Genomic DNA, 15,679 nt, shown 5'->3' with positions numbered 1-15,679 from the left:
CCCGGCCTGCCCCTCCGGGCCCGCGCGCCTGTCACGGGCGGCGCGGCGGCATGGTGCTGCCGCGCACGACGAGTTCGGTGGGGAGTTCCACCCGGGTCTGTGCCAGCGGTTGCCCCTGGGCCAGCTTGACCGCCATCGCCGCGGCGGTGACGGCCATCTCGGTGAGCGGCTGGTGCACGGTGGTCAGCGGCGGCACGGTCCACTGCGCCGGGCGCAGGTCGTCGAATCCGACGACGCTGAGGTCCTCGGGGATGCGCAGCCCGGCCTCCGCGGCGGCCTGGTACACGCCGAGCGCCAGCGCGTCGTTGCAGGTGAAAATGGCGGTCGGCGGAGCGGGCAGGCGCAGCAGCTCCCGTGCGTGCCGCAGGCCGTCCTCGGCCCGGTAGTCGCCGAGGCGGACGAAGGCCGGGTCGACGGGCACGCCCGCGGTCTCCATCGCGGTCCGGTAGCCGTCCACCCGGGCCCGGCTGGCGAGGGCGTTTTCCGGCCCGGTGATCACGGCGATGCGCCGGTGCCCGAGCCCGAGGAGGTGACGTGCGGCCGACAGGCCGCCGTTCCAGTTGGTCGCGCCCACCGACGGGGACGCGTGAGCCGGTTCCCCGTTGGGATCGACGAGGACGAAGGGGATGCCACGGCTGCGCAGCTGACCGCTCTGGCTGTCGGTGAGCACGGAATAGACCTCGATGATGCCGGCCGGGCGCCGGAACAAGACGTCCTCGACCCAGCCGCGCCCGGGTGTCAGGCGGCCCTGCAGCTCGGAGAGCACCACGGCGAGCCGGTGTTCGCGCGCCACCTGCTGGACGCCCTTGATGATCTCGATGTGGTACGAGTCCCGGATCTGGCGGAAGACGAGTTCCAGCATGGCGGCAGGACGGGCGGCCCGCTTCCGCCTGCGGTGACCGTGGGAGCGGATGATCTCCTCGATCTGGGCGCGGGTGCCCGGGGCGACATCCGGCCGCCCGTTGATCACCTTGGAGACCGTGGCGACGGAGACCCCGGCGTGCGCGGCGATCTCCGCGGTGGTCAGCGGCCCGGTGGCCGGGCCGTCGGCGGGGCGGGCCTGGTCTGCTGAGGACATGCCAAGAGTCTAGTAGTCGTCTCTTCGAACTTTTCGAGTCACCGGTCGTCGCAGGAATCCCGCAGATTCAGGCCTTGACGCGTGAGCAAGCTCTTCCTATATTCACCGCGCTTCATGGCGAAGGCTCGAAAATTTCGACCAGGTGCGGGATCGATCCGGCCGTCTCTCACCCCCCACGACACTGGAGAAGACCATGACTTCACCCACCGTGAGACATCGCCGGCACCGCTGGTGGCGGTACGCCGGACTGGCGGCGGCGGTCGCCCTGTGCGGCTCACTACTGGGCCCGCGGGCACTGTCCGGCGACGCCACCGCCGCCGCCCCGGCGGTACAGGAGTGGCCGGACACGCCCGACGGCTTCGCCTCCACCGACGGCGGCACCACGGGCGGCGCCGCCGGCGAGACCGTCACCGTCTCCGACTTCGAGGAGCTTGAGCGGTACGCCACCGCCGAGGAGCCCTACGTCATCCGGGTCGGCGGGGCGATCGAGTACCCCGAGATGGGCCACGAGGTGCGCGTCGCCTCGGACAAGACCATCGTCGGAGCCGGCACCGAGGGGGAGATCGTCGGCGGCGGATTCTTCCTCGCCGAGGGCGTCAGCAACGTCATCATCCGCAACCTCACCATCCGCGACACCCGGATGCCCGACGACGACCCCGGCGACGACGACTACGACTACGACGCCATCCAGATGGACACCGCCGACCACGTCTGGATCGACCACAACCGGCTGGAGCGGATGAACGACGGCCTGATCGACAGCCGCAAGGACACCACCAACCTGACGGTGTCCTGGAACATCATCAACGAGAACAACAAGACCTTCGGCATCGGCTGGACCGACAACGTCACCGCCCAGATGACGATCCACCACAACTGGTTCAGCGACACCAACTCGCGCAACCCGAGCACCGACAACGTCGCCAACGCCCACCTGTACAACAACTACCTGCAGAACACCGGCAGCGGCAACTGGTCCCGGGGCGCGTCGAACTCCGTCATCGAAAACAGCTACTTCGAGGGCGTCACCGACCCCCTCATCAAGGACGACGACGCCCAGCTCGTCGACAACGGCAACATCTTCGTCGACTGCGAGGGCGACCAGCAGACCGGCGGCGAGGGCTTCGACCCCCGTTCGTTCTACGACTACACCCTCGACCCCGCCGAGGACGTCCCCGCCATCCTCCAGGACGGCGCCGGGCCGCAGCCCGACATCGGCGGCTGAAGCGCCAGTCCACGGGCCGGGTCGTGACGGACAGGGAAGCCCCGTGCGGAGCCGACCCGGCCCGCACGGCGCTGCCCGCAACTAGGTGACTTTACGTAGTTGTTCGATTTCATATCGTGTTCACTTCGGTTAGTCTCGACACGTCCGTACCAGGGACCCCGGGGGGTACCACCGTGTCGCAACAGCCACGCGAACTGACGCCGTTCCGCTCGAACAGGGACTTCTACGGAGCCGAGTTGCGACGTCTCCGTACCGAGATGAGCCTGTCCCTCGAAGACCTGGCCGGGAAGGTCCCGGCCAGCCGCGCCCACCTGTCCCGGGTCGAGACGGCCCAGGTGCTGCCGCCGCCCGGACTCTCGAAAGCGCTGGACGAGTTCTTCGACACCGGCGGCCACTTCGCCCGGCTGGAGAAGCTGGTGCGCCAGTCGCTGGAGATCCACCCCGCGCAGTTCCGGCGGCGGATGGAGCTGGAGCACAGATCGCGCCTCATCAGGCAGTACGCGGGGATGATCGTGCCGGGTCTGCTGCAGACCGCCGCCTATGCCCGGGCGATCTTCCGCGCCTACGACCCGGACGCCTCGCCGGAGGAGATCGAGGACAAGGTGGCGGCCCGGCTGGGCCGCCAGGAGCTGCTGTACGCCGACACCCCGCCCGACTACGCGTGCGTCATCGACGAGGCCGTGCTGGTCCGGCCGGTCGGCGGACCGGCCGTGATGCGCGAGCAACTGGCCCGGCTCGCCGAGGCGGTGGACACCTCGTCGACCACCGTCCAACTGCTCCCGGGCGCACACGGGGAGCATGCGTTGATGGGCAGCGGCGCGCTCACGCTGATGACCCTCGACACCGGCCTTCCGGTCGCCTACGAGGAAGGCATCGACACCGGAACGCTGCTTGAGGGCCCGGCGGGCGTCACCGCCCGCCAGCGGGCATACGATCTGGTGAGGTCCTACGCGCTGTCTCCCACCGAGACGGCGGAGTTCATCCGATCGGCGATGGAGGAACTGCCGAATGAACACCACTCCTGACCTCTCCCGCGCGGAGTGGGTCAAGTCCAGCTACAGCAACGGCGCGGGGGGTGACTGCGTCGAGTGGGCACCGGCCACCGCGGCCGCCACCGGCACCGTCCCCGTCCGCGACAGCAAGGACCCGCAGGGGCCCGCGCTCGTCTTCCCGGCGGACGCCTGGAGTTCGTTCGTGAACGCCGTCAAGTCCGGCGAACTCCCGCCCGCCTGACGGAAGCGGCACCGCCCCGACGGCGGCGTCTCCCCCACGCAGGAGACGTCGCCTACCGGCCGCACCGCGCACCGCCTGTCGAAGGGGACGAGATGGGCAAGACGTCGAACCGCAAGGAAAAGCGCCGGAAGGGAAAGAGGAACCGGAAGCGGACGACGAATCCCGGCCTGCCGGGCACGTGTTTTACATGCCACGGGTCTGGGACAGTTACCAGGGAAGCGCCGTGGTCGGGTAGTGGTTTGAACTTCGATAGCTGCCCCACGTGCAACGGTCGCGGAGTCGCTTGAGTAAGAGCGTCCGTCAGCAGGTCATCGGATCGAGGGCCGCAGGTGTGCATCGCTGCGGCTCACCGGCTGAGGATCTATCAGCACGGCCGCCTCACCTCCACCGTCGACTTCGAGATGGCGGACCTTGACGACTACGGGGAGGCGTGCGCCTCCGGCACGACCGACCTCGTCATCCCACCCCCTGAGGGCACCCCGCTCCCACCCGGCCACCCGGCCACCCGGTCCAGTCGACGGCGCGTCGCTGGCCTACGGCTACACCACTTGGGGCATCTGGCCAGACACCGGCTGCGGGGGCTTCCGGAGCGGTCGACTTGGATCGGGGGCTGTATTCGAGGGCGAGTATGGTGATCTTCCATGGACGATCGCTTCCCCCCGGCCGAGGACGTTCTAGTCCTCTCCGAGCCCCTGCGCCGAGATCTGCACCCCCGGCGGGGCGGAGCGCTCCCCGCGGAACCGGGCGTCTCCGACCGGGCGTTGGGCCGCTGAGGCGCTGGAGGTGCTGGACGAGCTGGCGGAGACGGGCCCGGACCACGCGGTCCGGGACGCCGCTGCGGGGGCACGCCCGTAACCACACAGGTGCACCCCCGCAGCGCGGTGGCTTGGAGGGCTCTCGCATTAATCCGTGGCCGGACCGGGGCGGCGGCCCTAGCCTGTGCGCATGTCGACGACGGCGGAGGGTGACGGGCGGCGGCCGCTGGTGGCGATCCTCAGCGGCGCCGGGATTTCCACGGACTCCGGGATCCCCGACTACCGCGGCCCGAACGGGGTCTGGCGGCGGGATCCGGAGGCGCAGAAGCTCGTCACGTACGAGTACTACATGGCCGACCCGGAGATCCGCCGCCGGTCCTGGCTCATGCGCCGCGACGGCGCCGCCCGCGACGCCCGCCCCAACGCCGCGCACACCGCCCTCGCCGACCTGGCCAGGGCCGGGACGCCGGTGCGGGTCGTCACGCAGAACGTCGACGGGCTGCACCAGCTCGCCGGGATGCCCGAGCGCAAGGTGCTGGAGCTGCACGGCTCGTCCCGTACGGCGGTGTGCACCGCCTGCCCGTGGCGTGGGCCGATGGAGGAGACGCTGCGCCGGGTGGCGGCCGGGGAGCCGGATCCGCCGTGCCGGGAGTGCGGCGGGATCCTGAAGTCGGCGACGGTGATGTTCGGGCAGCCGCTCGACCCGGAGGTGCTGGCCACGGCGGTGGCGGTGGCCGAGGCGGCGGAGGTCTTCCTCGCGGTCGGCAGCAGCCTCCAGGTGCAGCCCGCGGCGTCGCTCGCGGGCCGGGCCGCGGCGGCGGGGGCCCGGCTAGTCGTCGTCAACGCCGAGCCCACGCCGTACGACCACCTCGCCGCCGAGGTGATCCGCGAGCCGATCAGCGAGGCACTGCCGCCCCTGCTGGCCCGGCTGTGAGCCGCTTGCCGCGCGTACCCGACATCAGCAGGGTGTAGAGGACCAGCGACACGCCCAGGCCCACCGCCCAGCCGTAGTCCGCGAGCGGCTTGAGGAACGGGATCAGCCCGTCCTCCGGGTACGGGCCGGACGCGCCCGCGTCCGTGTGGGAGCCGCCGACGGCCAGCAGCCCGCCGACCGCGAAGGCGAGGACGCCGCGCCAGTTCCAGCCGCCCGCGTACCAGTACGCGCCGCCGCGGCGGTACAGGCCGGGCAGGTCGAGCACCGTGCGGCGGACGAGCCAGTAGTCGGCGATGAGCACGCCGGCGACCGCGCCGAGGAGGCCGCCGTAGGTGCCGAGCCAGACGAAGATGTAGATGTCCGGGTTGGCGATCAGCTCCCACGGGAACATCAGCATGCCGGCGGTGCAGGCGATCAGCGATCCGGTGCGGAAACCGATGGCCTTCGGCGCCAGGTTGGACAGGTCGTACGCGGGGCTGACGAGGTTCGCCGCGACGTTCGTCGTCAGCGTGGCGAGGAGGATGACGAACAGGGCGAAGGCGACGCCCAGTTTGCTGTCCATCTGCGCGGCCAGCTCCGCCGGTTCCCAGATGGGCTTGCCGTAGACCGCCTGCGACCCCGAGGTGACGAGCACGGACAGCAGCGCGAACGCGGCCATCGTGGTGGGCAGTCCGAGGGACTGGCCCCAGATCTGCGCGCGCTGTCCGGCGCCGAAGCGGGTGAAGTCCGGGATGTTCAGCGACAGCGTCGACCAGAAGCCGATCATCCCCATGAGCGCGGGGAAGAACTTCGACCAGAACTCGGTGCCCCAGCCCAGCTGCGACGGCTGGTCGAGCAGCGGCCCGAAGCCGCCGGCCTGGTCGGCCATCCAGATCAGCAGCGCCAGCGCGCCGGCCAGCATCAGCGGCGCCGCCCAGTTCTCCAGCTTCTTCACGCCCTCCATGCCGAAGAGGATGATGCCGACCTCGATCAGCCAGAAGAGGACGAAGCAGAGCCACTGCGGCCACGGGTAGCCGCCCCAGGTGCCGGCCTCGGCCCACCAGCTGCCGGCGCCGAAGATCTTCCCGGCCAGGAAGTAGATCGCCTGGCCGCCGATCCAGGTCTGGATGCCGAACCAGGCGCAGGCGACGACGCCGCGCAGCAGCGCCGGCAGGTTGGCGCCGTTGAGCCCGAAGGAGGAGCGGGCGAGCACGGGGAAGGGTATGCCGTACTTCGGCCCGGCGTGCCCGGTGAGCAGCATCGGCAGCAGCACGATGACGTTGGCCAGGGTGATGGTGAGGACGGCCTGCTTCCAGTCCATGCCGAGGGAGATGAGCCCGGCGGCCAGGGTCCAGGTCGGCACGTTCACCGCCATGCCGATCCACAGCGCGGCGAAGTTGTACGTGGTCCAGGTGCGCTGCTCGCCCGGTACGGGCAGCAGGTCGCCGTTGGCGTAGCGGCTGTGCGTCAGGTCGTCGGCGGGCGACAGCTCCACCCTGCCACCGGCGGACTTCGGCGGGTACGACGGCGACGCGGCGTCGGCGGCCATGGTCCCTCCCTCAGTCCAGCGCCGGGATGACGTGTTTCCCGTACGCGTCGATGGTGGACTCCTTCGCGTCGTGCATCGCGTAGATCGCGAATTGGTGCACGCCCAGGTCCCGCAGCCGGCGCAGCTTCTCCAGGTGCGCCTCGATGGGGCCCAGGATGCAGAAGCGGTCCACGATGTCGTCCGGCACGAAGTCGGTGGAGGGGTTTCCGGCGCGGCCGTGGTGGGAGTAGTCGTAGCCCTGGCGCTGCTTGACGTACGCCGTGAGCGCCTCGGGGACGACGTCGGAGTGCTCGCCGTAGCGGTCGACGAGGTCCGCGACGTGGTTGCCGACCATGCCGCCGAACCAGCGGCACTGCTCGCGCGCGTGCGCCAGTGCCTCGGGGGTGCCGTCCGTGACGTACGCGGGGGCGGCGACGCAGACCGTCAGGTCGTCCGGGTCGCGGCCGGCCTGGGCGGCGGCGGTGCGGACGGCCTTGACCATGAACTCCGTGAGGTAGACGTCCGACAGCTGCAGGATGAAGCCGTCCGCGACCTGCCCGGCGAGCGCCAGCGCCTTCGGCCCGTACGCCGCCATCCACACCGGCAGCCGGCCGTTCTCGACCCACGGCAGCGTCAGGGTGGTGCCGGCCTCGCGGTCGACGAGCGCCTCGCGGCCCTCGGCGAGGTCGCGGATGGCGCGGATGGCGTCGCCGAGGCGGGCCAGCGTGTTCGGCGGGCGGCCGGCGACGCGCATGGCGGAGTCGCCGCGGCCGATGCCGCAGACGGTGCGGTTGCCGTACATCTCGTTGAGGGTGGCGAAGGCGGAGGCGGTGACCTCCCAGGCGCGGGTGCCGGGGTTGGTGACCATGGGGCCGACGGTGAGCCGGTCGGTGTGCTCCAGGATGCGGCTGTAGATGACGTACGGCTCCTGCCACAGGACGGTGGAGTCGAACGTCCAGCCGTAGCGGAAGCCGTTGCGCTCGGCGCGGCGCATCAGGCCGACGACGGCGGATGCGGGCGGGTCGGTCTGCAGCACGAGTCCGAAATCCACTTCGGCCCCCTTCGGGAACGATGCCGGATGTGTGGGTCAGGTGGCTGGTTCTACAGGAACTGGCGGGCGCCGCGCGGGACGTGCTGGCCGTGTCCCGCCCGGGGGTGAACTCCCGCCCGTCGGGGAGGCACCATCCTGGACTTCTTCCCGGGGGTTGGCAAGAGGTGGTCTACGCGCGTCCAGCTTTCGCCGCCGGGATACGGCCGGACGACCGCCGCTGCCGGAGTGCGCCGTGGCCGAGCCCGGCCATCCGACCGGCCGGGCCACCGACGGGTATGTCGAGTTAACGACAAGTCATAAAGGCGTCAATCACGCGTTCTGGCGAGATTTCGCCCTGAGCCGGGCCCGGTCCGGGCGGGCTCCCGCCGTCGTACGCGCAGGTGGCGAGGGAAGCGGCGCGTGGGCTTCGCGGGCCCGGGCGCGCCCCGGCGGTCCGGACGCGGCGCAAATCGTGCCCTGTCGGCCGGGGCCGCCCTTCTGCATGATCTGTCGCGGCTCATCCCGCCATTGCGCGCCCCCCACCTGTGCCCGCACCACGGAGCACGGGCGGCTTGAGCGTCGGTACGAACCCGCTTTCACCCAAGGAGAGTTCGTGGCTAGACGAAGTTGGATACGACGGGGTCTCACCGTGGTCCTCGTCGCACTTCCACTGACGCTGAGCGCACTACCCGCACAGGCCCGGCCGGCCCCCGTGCCGTCGAGCCCCTACCAGGCGAAGGCCGAAAGCAAGCTGATCGGACAGCTCGCCGCCCAGAGCACCGGGAACGACCGGGGCAAGGTCGACTTCTGGGTCGTGCTCAAGGACTCCGCCGACCTCGGTGACGTAGGCAAGGCCGAGAGCAAGACGGCCAAGGCCCGTGAACTGCGGGCCGTCAAGACCGAGTTCGCCGAGAAGTCCCAGGCCCCGTTGATCGACCTGATCGAGGACGCAGGCGCCGCGCACACCTCGTTCTGGATCAGCAACCAGATCAAGGTGACCGGCACCGAGGCCCTCGCCGAGAAGCTCGCCGCCCGCTCCGACGTGGCCGCGCTGGAAGCGGACGACCCGGTCGAGATCCCCGACCCGCTGCCGGGCACCGGTGAGCCGAAGATCGACGCCGTGGAGTGGAACGTCGACCGGATCAACGCTCCCAAGGTGTGGAACGAGCTCGGCGGGCGCGGCGAGGACGTCGTCGTCGCCAACATCGACACCGGCGTCCAGTACGACCACCCGGCGCTGGGGTCCCAGTACCGGGGCCTGAAGTCGGACGGTACGTACGACCACAACTACAACTGGTTCGACCCGGCGAAGGTGTGCTCGGGCAACGCCCCCTGTGACAACAACGGCCACGGCACCCACACCATGGGCACCATGGCCGGCGACGACAAGGGCGGCAACCAGGTCGGCGTCGCGCCCGGCGCGCAGTGGATCGCCGCCAAGGGCTGCGAGTCCAGCTCCTGCTCCCGTGCGTCACTGCTCGCCTCGGGCCAGTGGATCGTCGCCCCGACGGACGTGACGGGTGCCGGCCCCCGTCCCGATCTCGCCCCCGACGTGGTCAACAACTCGTGGGGCGCCAACGTGATCGACACCTGGTACAAGGACACCGTCCAGTCCTGGCGCACGGCGGGCATCTTCCCGGCGTTCTCCAACGGCAACGCCGGCCCGTCCTGCAACACGTCGGGGGCCCCGGGCGCGTACGACAACTCGTACTCGTCGGGCGCCTTCGACATCAACAACACCATCGCCTCCTTCTCCTCGCGCGGCACCGGCGAGAACGGCGTCATCAAGCCGAACCTCGCCGCTCCGGGTGTCAACGTCCGCTCCTCCTGGGCGGGCGGCGGATACAACGCGATCTCCGGTACGTCGATGGCCTCGCCGCACACCGCGGCGACGGTGGCACTGATGTGGTCGGTCTCGCCCGCGATCCGCGGGGACATCGCGGCGACGGAGAAGATCCTCGACGAGACCGCGGTCGACGTGGACAACACGACGTGCGGCGGCACGGCGGCCAGGAACAACGTGTTCGGTGAGGGCCGTCTCGACGCGTTCGCGGCGGTCAGCGCCACCCCGCGCGGCCCGCTCGGCGCCCTGCAGGGCACGGTGACCTCGGGCGGCAGCCCGCTCGCCGACGCCACCGTCACCCTCGACGGGCCGATGAAGTCGACCCGTACGACGGCCGCCGACGGCACGTACGCACTGCCGAAGGGCATGGTCGGCGACTACAGGATCACGGTGTCGAAGTTCGGCTACCTGCCGGCCACGACCACCGCGACCATCGTCGAGAACGAGACGGTCACCAAGGACGTCTCCGTCGACGAGGCGCCGACGGCGGTCCTCAAGGGTGTCGTCTCGACCGAGACGGGCGCCGAGGCGGGCGCCTCGATCGTCGTCCAGGGCACGCCCGCGAGGACGACCTCGGCGGCCGACGGCACGTACGAACTGACGCTGCCCGTCGGGACGTACGACCTGGCCGTCACTCCGGCCAGCCGCTGCGCCGCCGTCTCCAGCATCGGACTGGAGCTGACCGCGGACACCACGAAGAACCTCGAACTGGCCTCCCGGGCCGACACGTTCGGCACGACCTGCCGGCTGGTCGGCGGCGGCGGCTTCCCGACCGGCGACACCAAGCTCACCGTGTCCAGCAACACTACGGGCACCGCGCCGGTCGCGCTGCCGTTCCCCGTCTCCTTCTACGGCAAGACGTACCACACCCTGACGGCCAACACCGAGGGCTCGCTCTACTTCGGCCCGAGTTCGACGTCGTCGGCGAACGGCACCCTGCCGACGACCTCGGCGCCGAACGGTGCCCTCTATCCCTTCTGGGACAACCTCCAGCTCGACGCCGACTCCGGCATCTACACGTCGACGCAGGGCACCGCACCGCACCGCACGGTGACCGTCGAGTGGCGTGACGTGATGATCACGTCGGGGTCCACGCAGCGCATCTCCTTCTCCGTGGTCGCGGGCGAGGACGGCTCGTTCTCGTACCACTACAAGGACATCGGCACCGGCTCGTACGAGAACGGTTCCGGCGCCACCATCGGCGTCGAGAACCCGACCGGCACCGACGCCCTCCTCTACTCCTTCAACCAGGGGGTCGTCTCCGACGGCCTCGCCATCGGCTTCCGCACCAGCAAGTCGGGCCTGGTGTCCGGCACCGTGACGGACGCCAACGACGGCGAGGGCGTCGCCGACGCCACCGTCACGGTCGCCAAGGACGGCAGCGAGGTCGCCACCGGAACCAGCGGCGCCGACGGCGCCTACCTCGTCTCCGTCCCGGCGGGCACCGACGCCACGGACTACGACATCACGATCACCGGCACGCACTACTCGACGGCCACCGCCGGTCGCTCGGTGAAGGCCGCCGGCATCGAGGTGGCCGACACGGCACTGACGACGGCTCTGGTCAGCGCGGCCAGCCAGGAGTACGAGCTGGTGGTGCCCACCGAGCAGTCCCGCACCCGCACCCTGGAGATCGCCAACTCCGGTACGTCGACGGGCTATACGGTCGCCGAGAAGGACGGCGCCGGCTGGGTCACCCCGTCCGCCGCCTCCGGCACTCTCGAAGCCGGCGACAGCGAGAAGCTCGGACTCACCTTCGACACGACGGGCGCCACCCCCGGTTCGGTGCTCACCGGCACGCTGCTGCTCGGCTCCGAGTCGGGCCGCAGGCCGGTGATCGAGATCCCCCTGAAGGTCGTCGTGCCCGCCTACCAGGCGGCGCTCGACTCCGGCGCGTCCGCGAAGGCCGTGGACGCCCTGGGTGACACCTGGGGCACGGACCAGGAGTACGCGTCCGGTTCCTTCGGGTATCTCGGTACGACGTCGAAGACGTCCACCAAGCAGACCATCGCGGGCACCGACGAGCAGGCCCTGTACTCCACCGCCCGCGAGGGCGCGTACGAGTACCGCTTCGACAGCCTGCCCGACGGGGTCTACGAGGTCGACCTCGGCTTCGCCGAGCTCAGCGCCAAGGAGCCGACGAAACGGGTCTTCGACGTGATGGCCGAGGGCGGCGTCAAGGTCGACAACCTCGACCTCGCGCTGGAGGCCGGTATCTACACCGCCGAAGACCGCACCTTCACGGTGACGGTCACCGACGGGCAGCTCAACCTGCGTCTGGTCGCGGGCACGGGCAAGACGCTGATCAACAAGATCCGCGTCTCCCACCGCCCGGATCTCGGCTAGACCGTACGGGGCGGGGGAGGGCCGTGCGGGACCCTCCCCCGCCACCGCCGCGGGATGCCCGGCGGGCTACGCGTACTGCGTCAGCCCCCGCGCCAGATAGGCCCCGTGGCCGGCCCGCCCCACGTACGTCCGCCGGTCGATGACGAGTTCACCGCGCGACAGGACCGTTTCGACCTGCCCGGTCACCCGCTTGCCCTCATACGCCGAGTAGTCGACGTTCATGTGATGCGTCTCGGCGCTGATCGTCTGCTCGGCGGCCGGGTCGTACACCACGACGTCGGCGTCCGCGCCCGGCGCGATCGTGCCCTTGCGCCCGTACAGGCCGAACATCCGGGCCGGTGCCGCGCACGCGATCTCGATCCAGCGGCGCCGCGAGATGTGCCCGTCGACGACCGCCTGGTGCAGCAGGTCCATCCGGTTCTCCACACCCGGCAGCCCGTTCGGGATCTTTGAGAAGTCCCCGCGCCCGAGGTCCTTCTGCCCGGTGAAGCAGAAGGGGCAGTGGTCCGTCGACACGACCTGGAGGTCGTTCGTGCGCAGGCCCCGCCAGAGCGCCGCCTGATGCTCCTTCGGCCGCAGCGGCGTCGAGCACACGTACTTCGCACCCTCGAAGTCCGGCTCGGCCAGGTTGTCCGTCGACAGGAACAGGTACTGCGGACAGGTCTCGCCGAACACCGGCAGGCCCTCGTCCCGCGCCCGCGCCAGCTCCGCCAGCGCCTCCTGCGCCGAGACGTGCACCACGTACACCGGCGCCCCGGCCACCTGCGCCAGTTTGATCACCCGGTGCGTCGCCTCCGCCTCCAGCAGCGCCTTGCGGACCTCGCCGTGGTAGCGCGGATCCGTTTCGCCGCGTGCCAGCGCCTGCTGCACCAGTACGTCGATGGCCAGGCCGTTCTCCGCGTGCATCATGATCAGGCCGCCGTTGGCCGCGCCCTGCTGCATCGCCCGCAGGATCTGACCGTCGTCGCTGAAGAAGACCCCGGGGTACGCGGTGAACAGCTTGAACGAGGTGACCCCCTCGCCCACGAGAAGGTCCATCTCCTTCATCGACGACTCGTTCACGTCCGACATGATCATGTGGAAGCCGTAGTCGATGGCGCACTGGGCGTCCGCCTTGGCGTGCCAGGCGTCCAGACCCTCGCGCAGCGCGCCGCCCTGTTTCTGTACGGCGAAGTCCACGATGGTCGTCGTCCCGCCCCAGGCGGCGGCGCGGGTGCCCGTCTCGAACGTGTCCGAGGCGAACGTGCCGCCGAAGGGCAGCTCCATGTGGGTGTGGGCGTCGACGCCGCCCGGGATGACGTACTTGCCGGTGGCGTCGATCGCGGCGGCGCCGGCGCGCCAGCCGGCGGCGGCGTCGCTGCCGTGCGCGGCGAGGGCGGTGATGCGGCCGTCCTCGACGAGCACGTCGGCGTGGATCTCGTCGGCGGCGGTGATGACCAGCCCGCCGGTGATGACTGTACGGCTCACGGCCTGTGCTCCTCTCCGGCGTCGGCGGCGTGCAGGGCCCGTTCGAGAACGGCGGCACCCTCCTCCGCTTCCGCGACGGTCAATGACAGCGGCGGCGCGATGCGCAGCGTCTCGCCGAACTTGCCGCGGCCGACGAGCAGTCCGCCCGCGCGGGCGTGCTCCAGCACCGCGGCTGCGTGCCCGGGCGTGGCCAGCTCGATGCCGATCATCAGGCCCCGGCCGCGTACCTCGCGCACCGAGGCGAGGCCCGCCGTCGCGGCCCGCAGCCGCTCGATGAGCAGGCCGCCGACGCGGCGCGCGTTGCCCTGCAGGTCGTGCTCCAGGAGGTAGCCGAGGTTGGCCAGGCCCGCGGCCATGGTGACCGGGCTGCCGCCGAACGTGGACAGGGAGTTGGCGTCCAGGCAGTTCATGATCTCGGCGCGGGCGACGACGCCGCCGATGGAGGCGCCGTTGCCGATCCCCTTGGCGAAGGTGAGCATGTCCGGCGGGCCGTTGGCGGCGTGCGCCTGCCAGCCCCAGAAGTGGTCGCCGGTACGGCCCCAGCCGGACTGCACCTCGTCGGTGATCCACAGGATGCCCTCCTCGGCGAGCACCTCGCGGAACGCGGCGTAGAGGCCGTCGGGCGGGGACGTGAAGCCGCCGACGCCCTGGATCGGCTCGGCGATGAGGGCGGCGACGCCGCGCGTCTGGGACAGCATGTCGCGGAGGTCGGCGACGCAGGCGGCGGTGAACGCGGCGTCGTCGAGGTGGGCGAAGGGGCCGCTGGAGCGGATGCCGCCGTGGACGTAGAGGGTCTGCAGCGGGGAGAGGCTGGTGGGCGACCAGGCGCGGTTGCCGGTGATGCCGACGGCGGTGAAGGAGCGGCCGTGGTAGCTGTTGCGCATGGCCAGCACCTGGTTGGAGCCGCGGTACGTGCTCGCCAGCAGCAGCGCCGTGTCGTTGGCCTCGGTGCCGGAGGTGGTGAAGAAGACCCGCGCGTCGGGGATGCCGGACAGGTGGGCGATGCGCTCGGCCAGCTCCACCATGGGGCGGTTGAGGTAGAGGGTGGAGGTGTGCAGGATGCGGCCGGCCTGCTCGGCGACGGCCTTGGTGACCTCCGGCAGGGCGTGCGCGGTCATGGTGGTGAGGATGCCGCCGAAGAAGTCGAGGTAGCGGTTGCCCTCGGCGTCCCAGACGTGCCGGCCCTCGCCGTGGGTGATCTCGACAGGCTCGGCGTAGTAGAGCGCGAGCCAGTCGGGCATGACGGCCCGGTGCCGGGCGAGCAGGTCGCGGTGTACGCCGGCGGCGTTCCCGGCGTTTCCGGCGCTCACGGCTGCACCAGGTCCTCGTACGCGTCCGGGCGGCGGTCCCGGTAGAAGGCCCACTGCTGCCGGACCTCCTCGATCATGTCGAAGTCGAGGTCGCGCACCACGAGTTCCTCCTCCTTGTCGCTCGCGACGTCGCCGACGAACTGGCCGCGCGGGTCGACGAAGTAGCTCGTGCCGTAGAAGTCGTTGTCGCCGTACTCCTCGACGCCGACGCGGTTGATGGCGGCGATGAAGTACTCGTTGGCGACGGCCGCCGCGGGCTGCTCCAGCTGCCACAGGTACGCCGACAGGCCGCGGGAGGTGGCCGAGGGATTGTAGACGAGCTGGGCGCCGCCGAGGCCGAGGGCGCGCCAGCCCTCGGGGAAGTGCCGGTCGTAGCAGATGTAGACGCCGACCTTGCCGACGGCGGTGTCGAAGACCGGCCAGCCGACGTTGCCGGGCTTGAAGTAGTACTTCTCCCAGAAGCCTTTGACCTGCGGGATGTGGTGCTTGCGGTACTTGCCGAGCACCGTGCCGTCGGCGTCGATGACGACGGCGGTGTTGTAGTAGAAGCCCGACTGCTCGACCTCGAAGACGGGGACGACCACGACCATGCCGGTCTCGCGGGCGAGCGCCCGCATGCGCACGACGGTGGGTCCGTCCGGCACGGGCTCGGCCCAGCGGTAGTGCTCGGGCTCCTGTACCTGGCAGAAGTAGGGGGCGTTGAAGACCTCCTGGAAGCCGATGATCGCCGCGCCGCGGGCGGCGGCGGCGCGCGCGTGCTCCTCGTGCTTCGCGATCATCGACTCGGTGTCGCCGGTCCACGTCGCCTGGACGAGTGCGGCGCGTACAACGTTGGCCATGGCTGCTCCTGAGACGGGACGCCGGAAGCTCTACGCACGTAGAAGCCGGGGCAGATGTCTGAACGTAAGTCGCCGTGGAGGCGCTGGCAAGAGCGGCGCACCGAACGGCGAC

At 70.7% G+C, this 15,679-nt stretch carries 11 protein-coding genes; 5 read left to right on the top strand and 6 right to left on the bottom strand.

Features of this window, described 5'->3' with window-relative positions; translation table 11 throughout:
• Positions 1-31: 31 nt before the first annotated feature.
• Positions 32-1,078, bottom strand: coding sequence for a LacI family DNA-binding transcriptional regulator (locus T328_RS02320; protein ID WP_496494091.1), 1,047 nt, complete (start codon positions 1,076-1,078; stop codon positions 32-34).
• A 193-nt stretch (positions 1,079-1,271) separates the two neighbouring features.
• Between T328_RS02320 and T328_RS02315 the strand changes: the two genes are divergently transcribed.
• The 4 genes from T328_RS02315 to T328_RS02300 all read left to right on the top strand — a co-directional run bounded on the left by T328_RS02315 (position 1,272) and on the right by T328_RS02300 (position 5,225).
• Complete coding sequence (locus T328_RS02315; protein WP_496494090.1) at positions 1,272-2,303, top strand: pectate lyase family protein; 1,032 nt, start codon at positions 1,272-1,274, stop codon at positions 2,301-2,303.
• A 173-nt stretch (positions 2,304-2,476) separates the two neighbouring features.
• On the top strand, positions 2,477-3,328 hold the full coding sequence (locus tag T328_RS02310; protein WP_496494089.1) for a helix-turn-helix domain-containing protein: 852 nt from the start codon (positions 2,477-2,479) through the stop codon (positions 3,326-3,328).
• Complete coding sequence (locus T328_RS02305; protein ID WP_496494088.1) at positions 3,312-3,536, top strand: DUF397 domain-containing protein; 225 nt, start codon at positions 3,312-3,314, stop codon at positions 3,534-3,536. Before T328_RS02310 ends, T328_RS02305 begins: the two co-directional genes overlap by 17 nt.
• A gap of 945 nt (positions 3,537-4,481) precedes the next feature.
• On the top strand, positions 4,482-5,225 hold the full coding sequence (locus tag T328_RS02300; protein ID WP_496494087.1) for an SIR2 family NAD-dependent protein deacylase: 744 nt from the start codon (positions 4,482-4,484) through the stop codon (positions 5,223-5,225).
• Here T328_RS02300 and T328_RS02295 read toward each other — a convergent pair.
• Positions 5,188-6,753 (bottom strand): NCS1 family nucleobase:cation symporter-1, encoded by a 1,566-nt coding sequence (locus T328_RS02295; RefSeq protein WP_496494086.1) that lies wholly within the window; start codon positions 6,751-6,753, stop codon positions 5,188-5,190. The genes T328_RS02300 and T328_RS02295 overlap by 38 nt on opposite strands.
• 10 nt (positions 6,754-6,763) lie before the next feature.
• The gene (locus T328_RS02290; RefSeq protein WP_496494085.1) at positions 6,764-7,783 is read right to left on the bottom strand and encodes a TIGR03842 family LLM class F420-dependent oxidoreductase; all 1,020 of its coding nucleotides are present in this window, start codon (positions 7,781-7,783) and stop codon (positions 6,764-6,766) included.
• Between the two features lie 592 nt (positions 7,784-8,375).
• On the opposite strand from T328_RS02290, the gene T328_RS02285 reads away from it, so the two are divergent.
• A complete protein-coding gene (locus tag T328_RS02285; RefSeq protein ID WP_496494084.1) occupies positions 8,376-11,951 on the top strand; it encodes a S8 family serine peptidase in 3,576 nt (1,191 codons plus the stop codon).
• A gap of 66 nt (positions 11,952-12,017) precedes the next feature.
• Here T328_RS02285 and hydA read toward each other — a convergent pair whose 3' ends face one another.
• The 3 genes from hydA to T328_RS02270 all read right to left on the bottom strand — a co-directional run bounded on the left by hydA (position 12,018) and on the right by T328_RS02270 (position 15,567).
• The gene (gene hydA / locus T328_RS02280) at positions 12,018-13,418 is read right to left on the bottom strand and encodes a dihydropyrimidinase (RefSeq protein ID WP_496494083.1); all 1,401 of its coding nucleotides are present in this window, start codon (positions 13,416-13,418) and stop codon (positions 12,018-12,020) included.
• Entirely contained in the window at positions 13,415-14,659 is a 1,245-nt protein-coding gene (locus T328_RS02275) for an aspartate aminotransferase family protein (protein WP_496494308.1), read from the bottom strand. The genes hydA and T328_RS02275 overlap by 4 nt, the downstream gene beginning before the upstream one ends.
• 65 nt (positions 14,660-14,724) lie before the next feature.
• Positions 14,725-15,567 carry a nitrilase-related carbon-nitrogen hydrolase gene (locus T328_RS02270; protein WP_496494082.1) on the bottom strand — a complete coding sequence of 281 codons (843 nt, stop codon included), beginning with the start codon at positions 15,565-15,567 and terminating at the stop codon, positions 14,725-14,727.
• Between the last annotated feature and the right edge of the window lie 112 nt (positions 15,568-15,679).

It is taken from the genome of Streptomyces sp. CNX435 (assembly GCF_059570575.1).
This window is presented reverse-complemented; position numbering and strand designations above follow the sequence as displayed.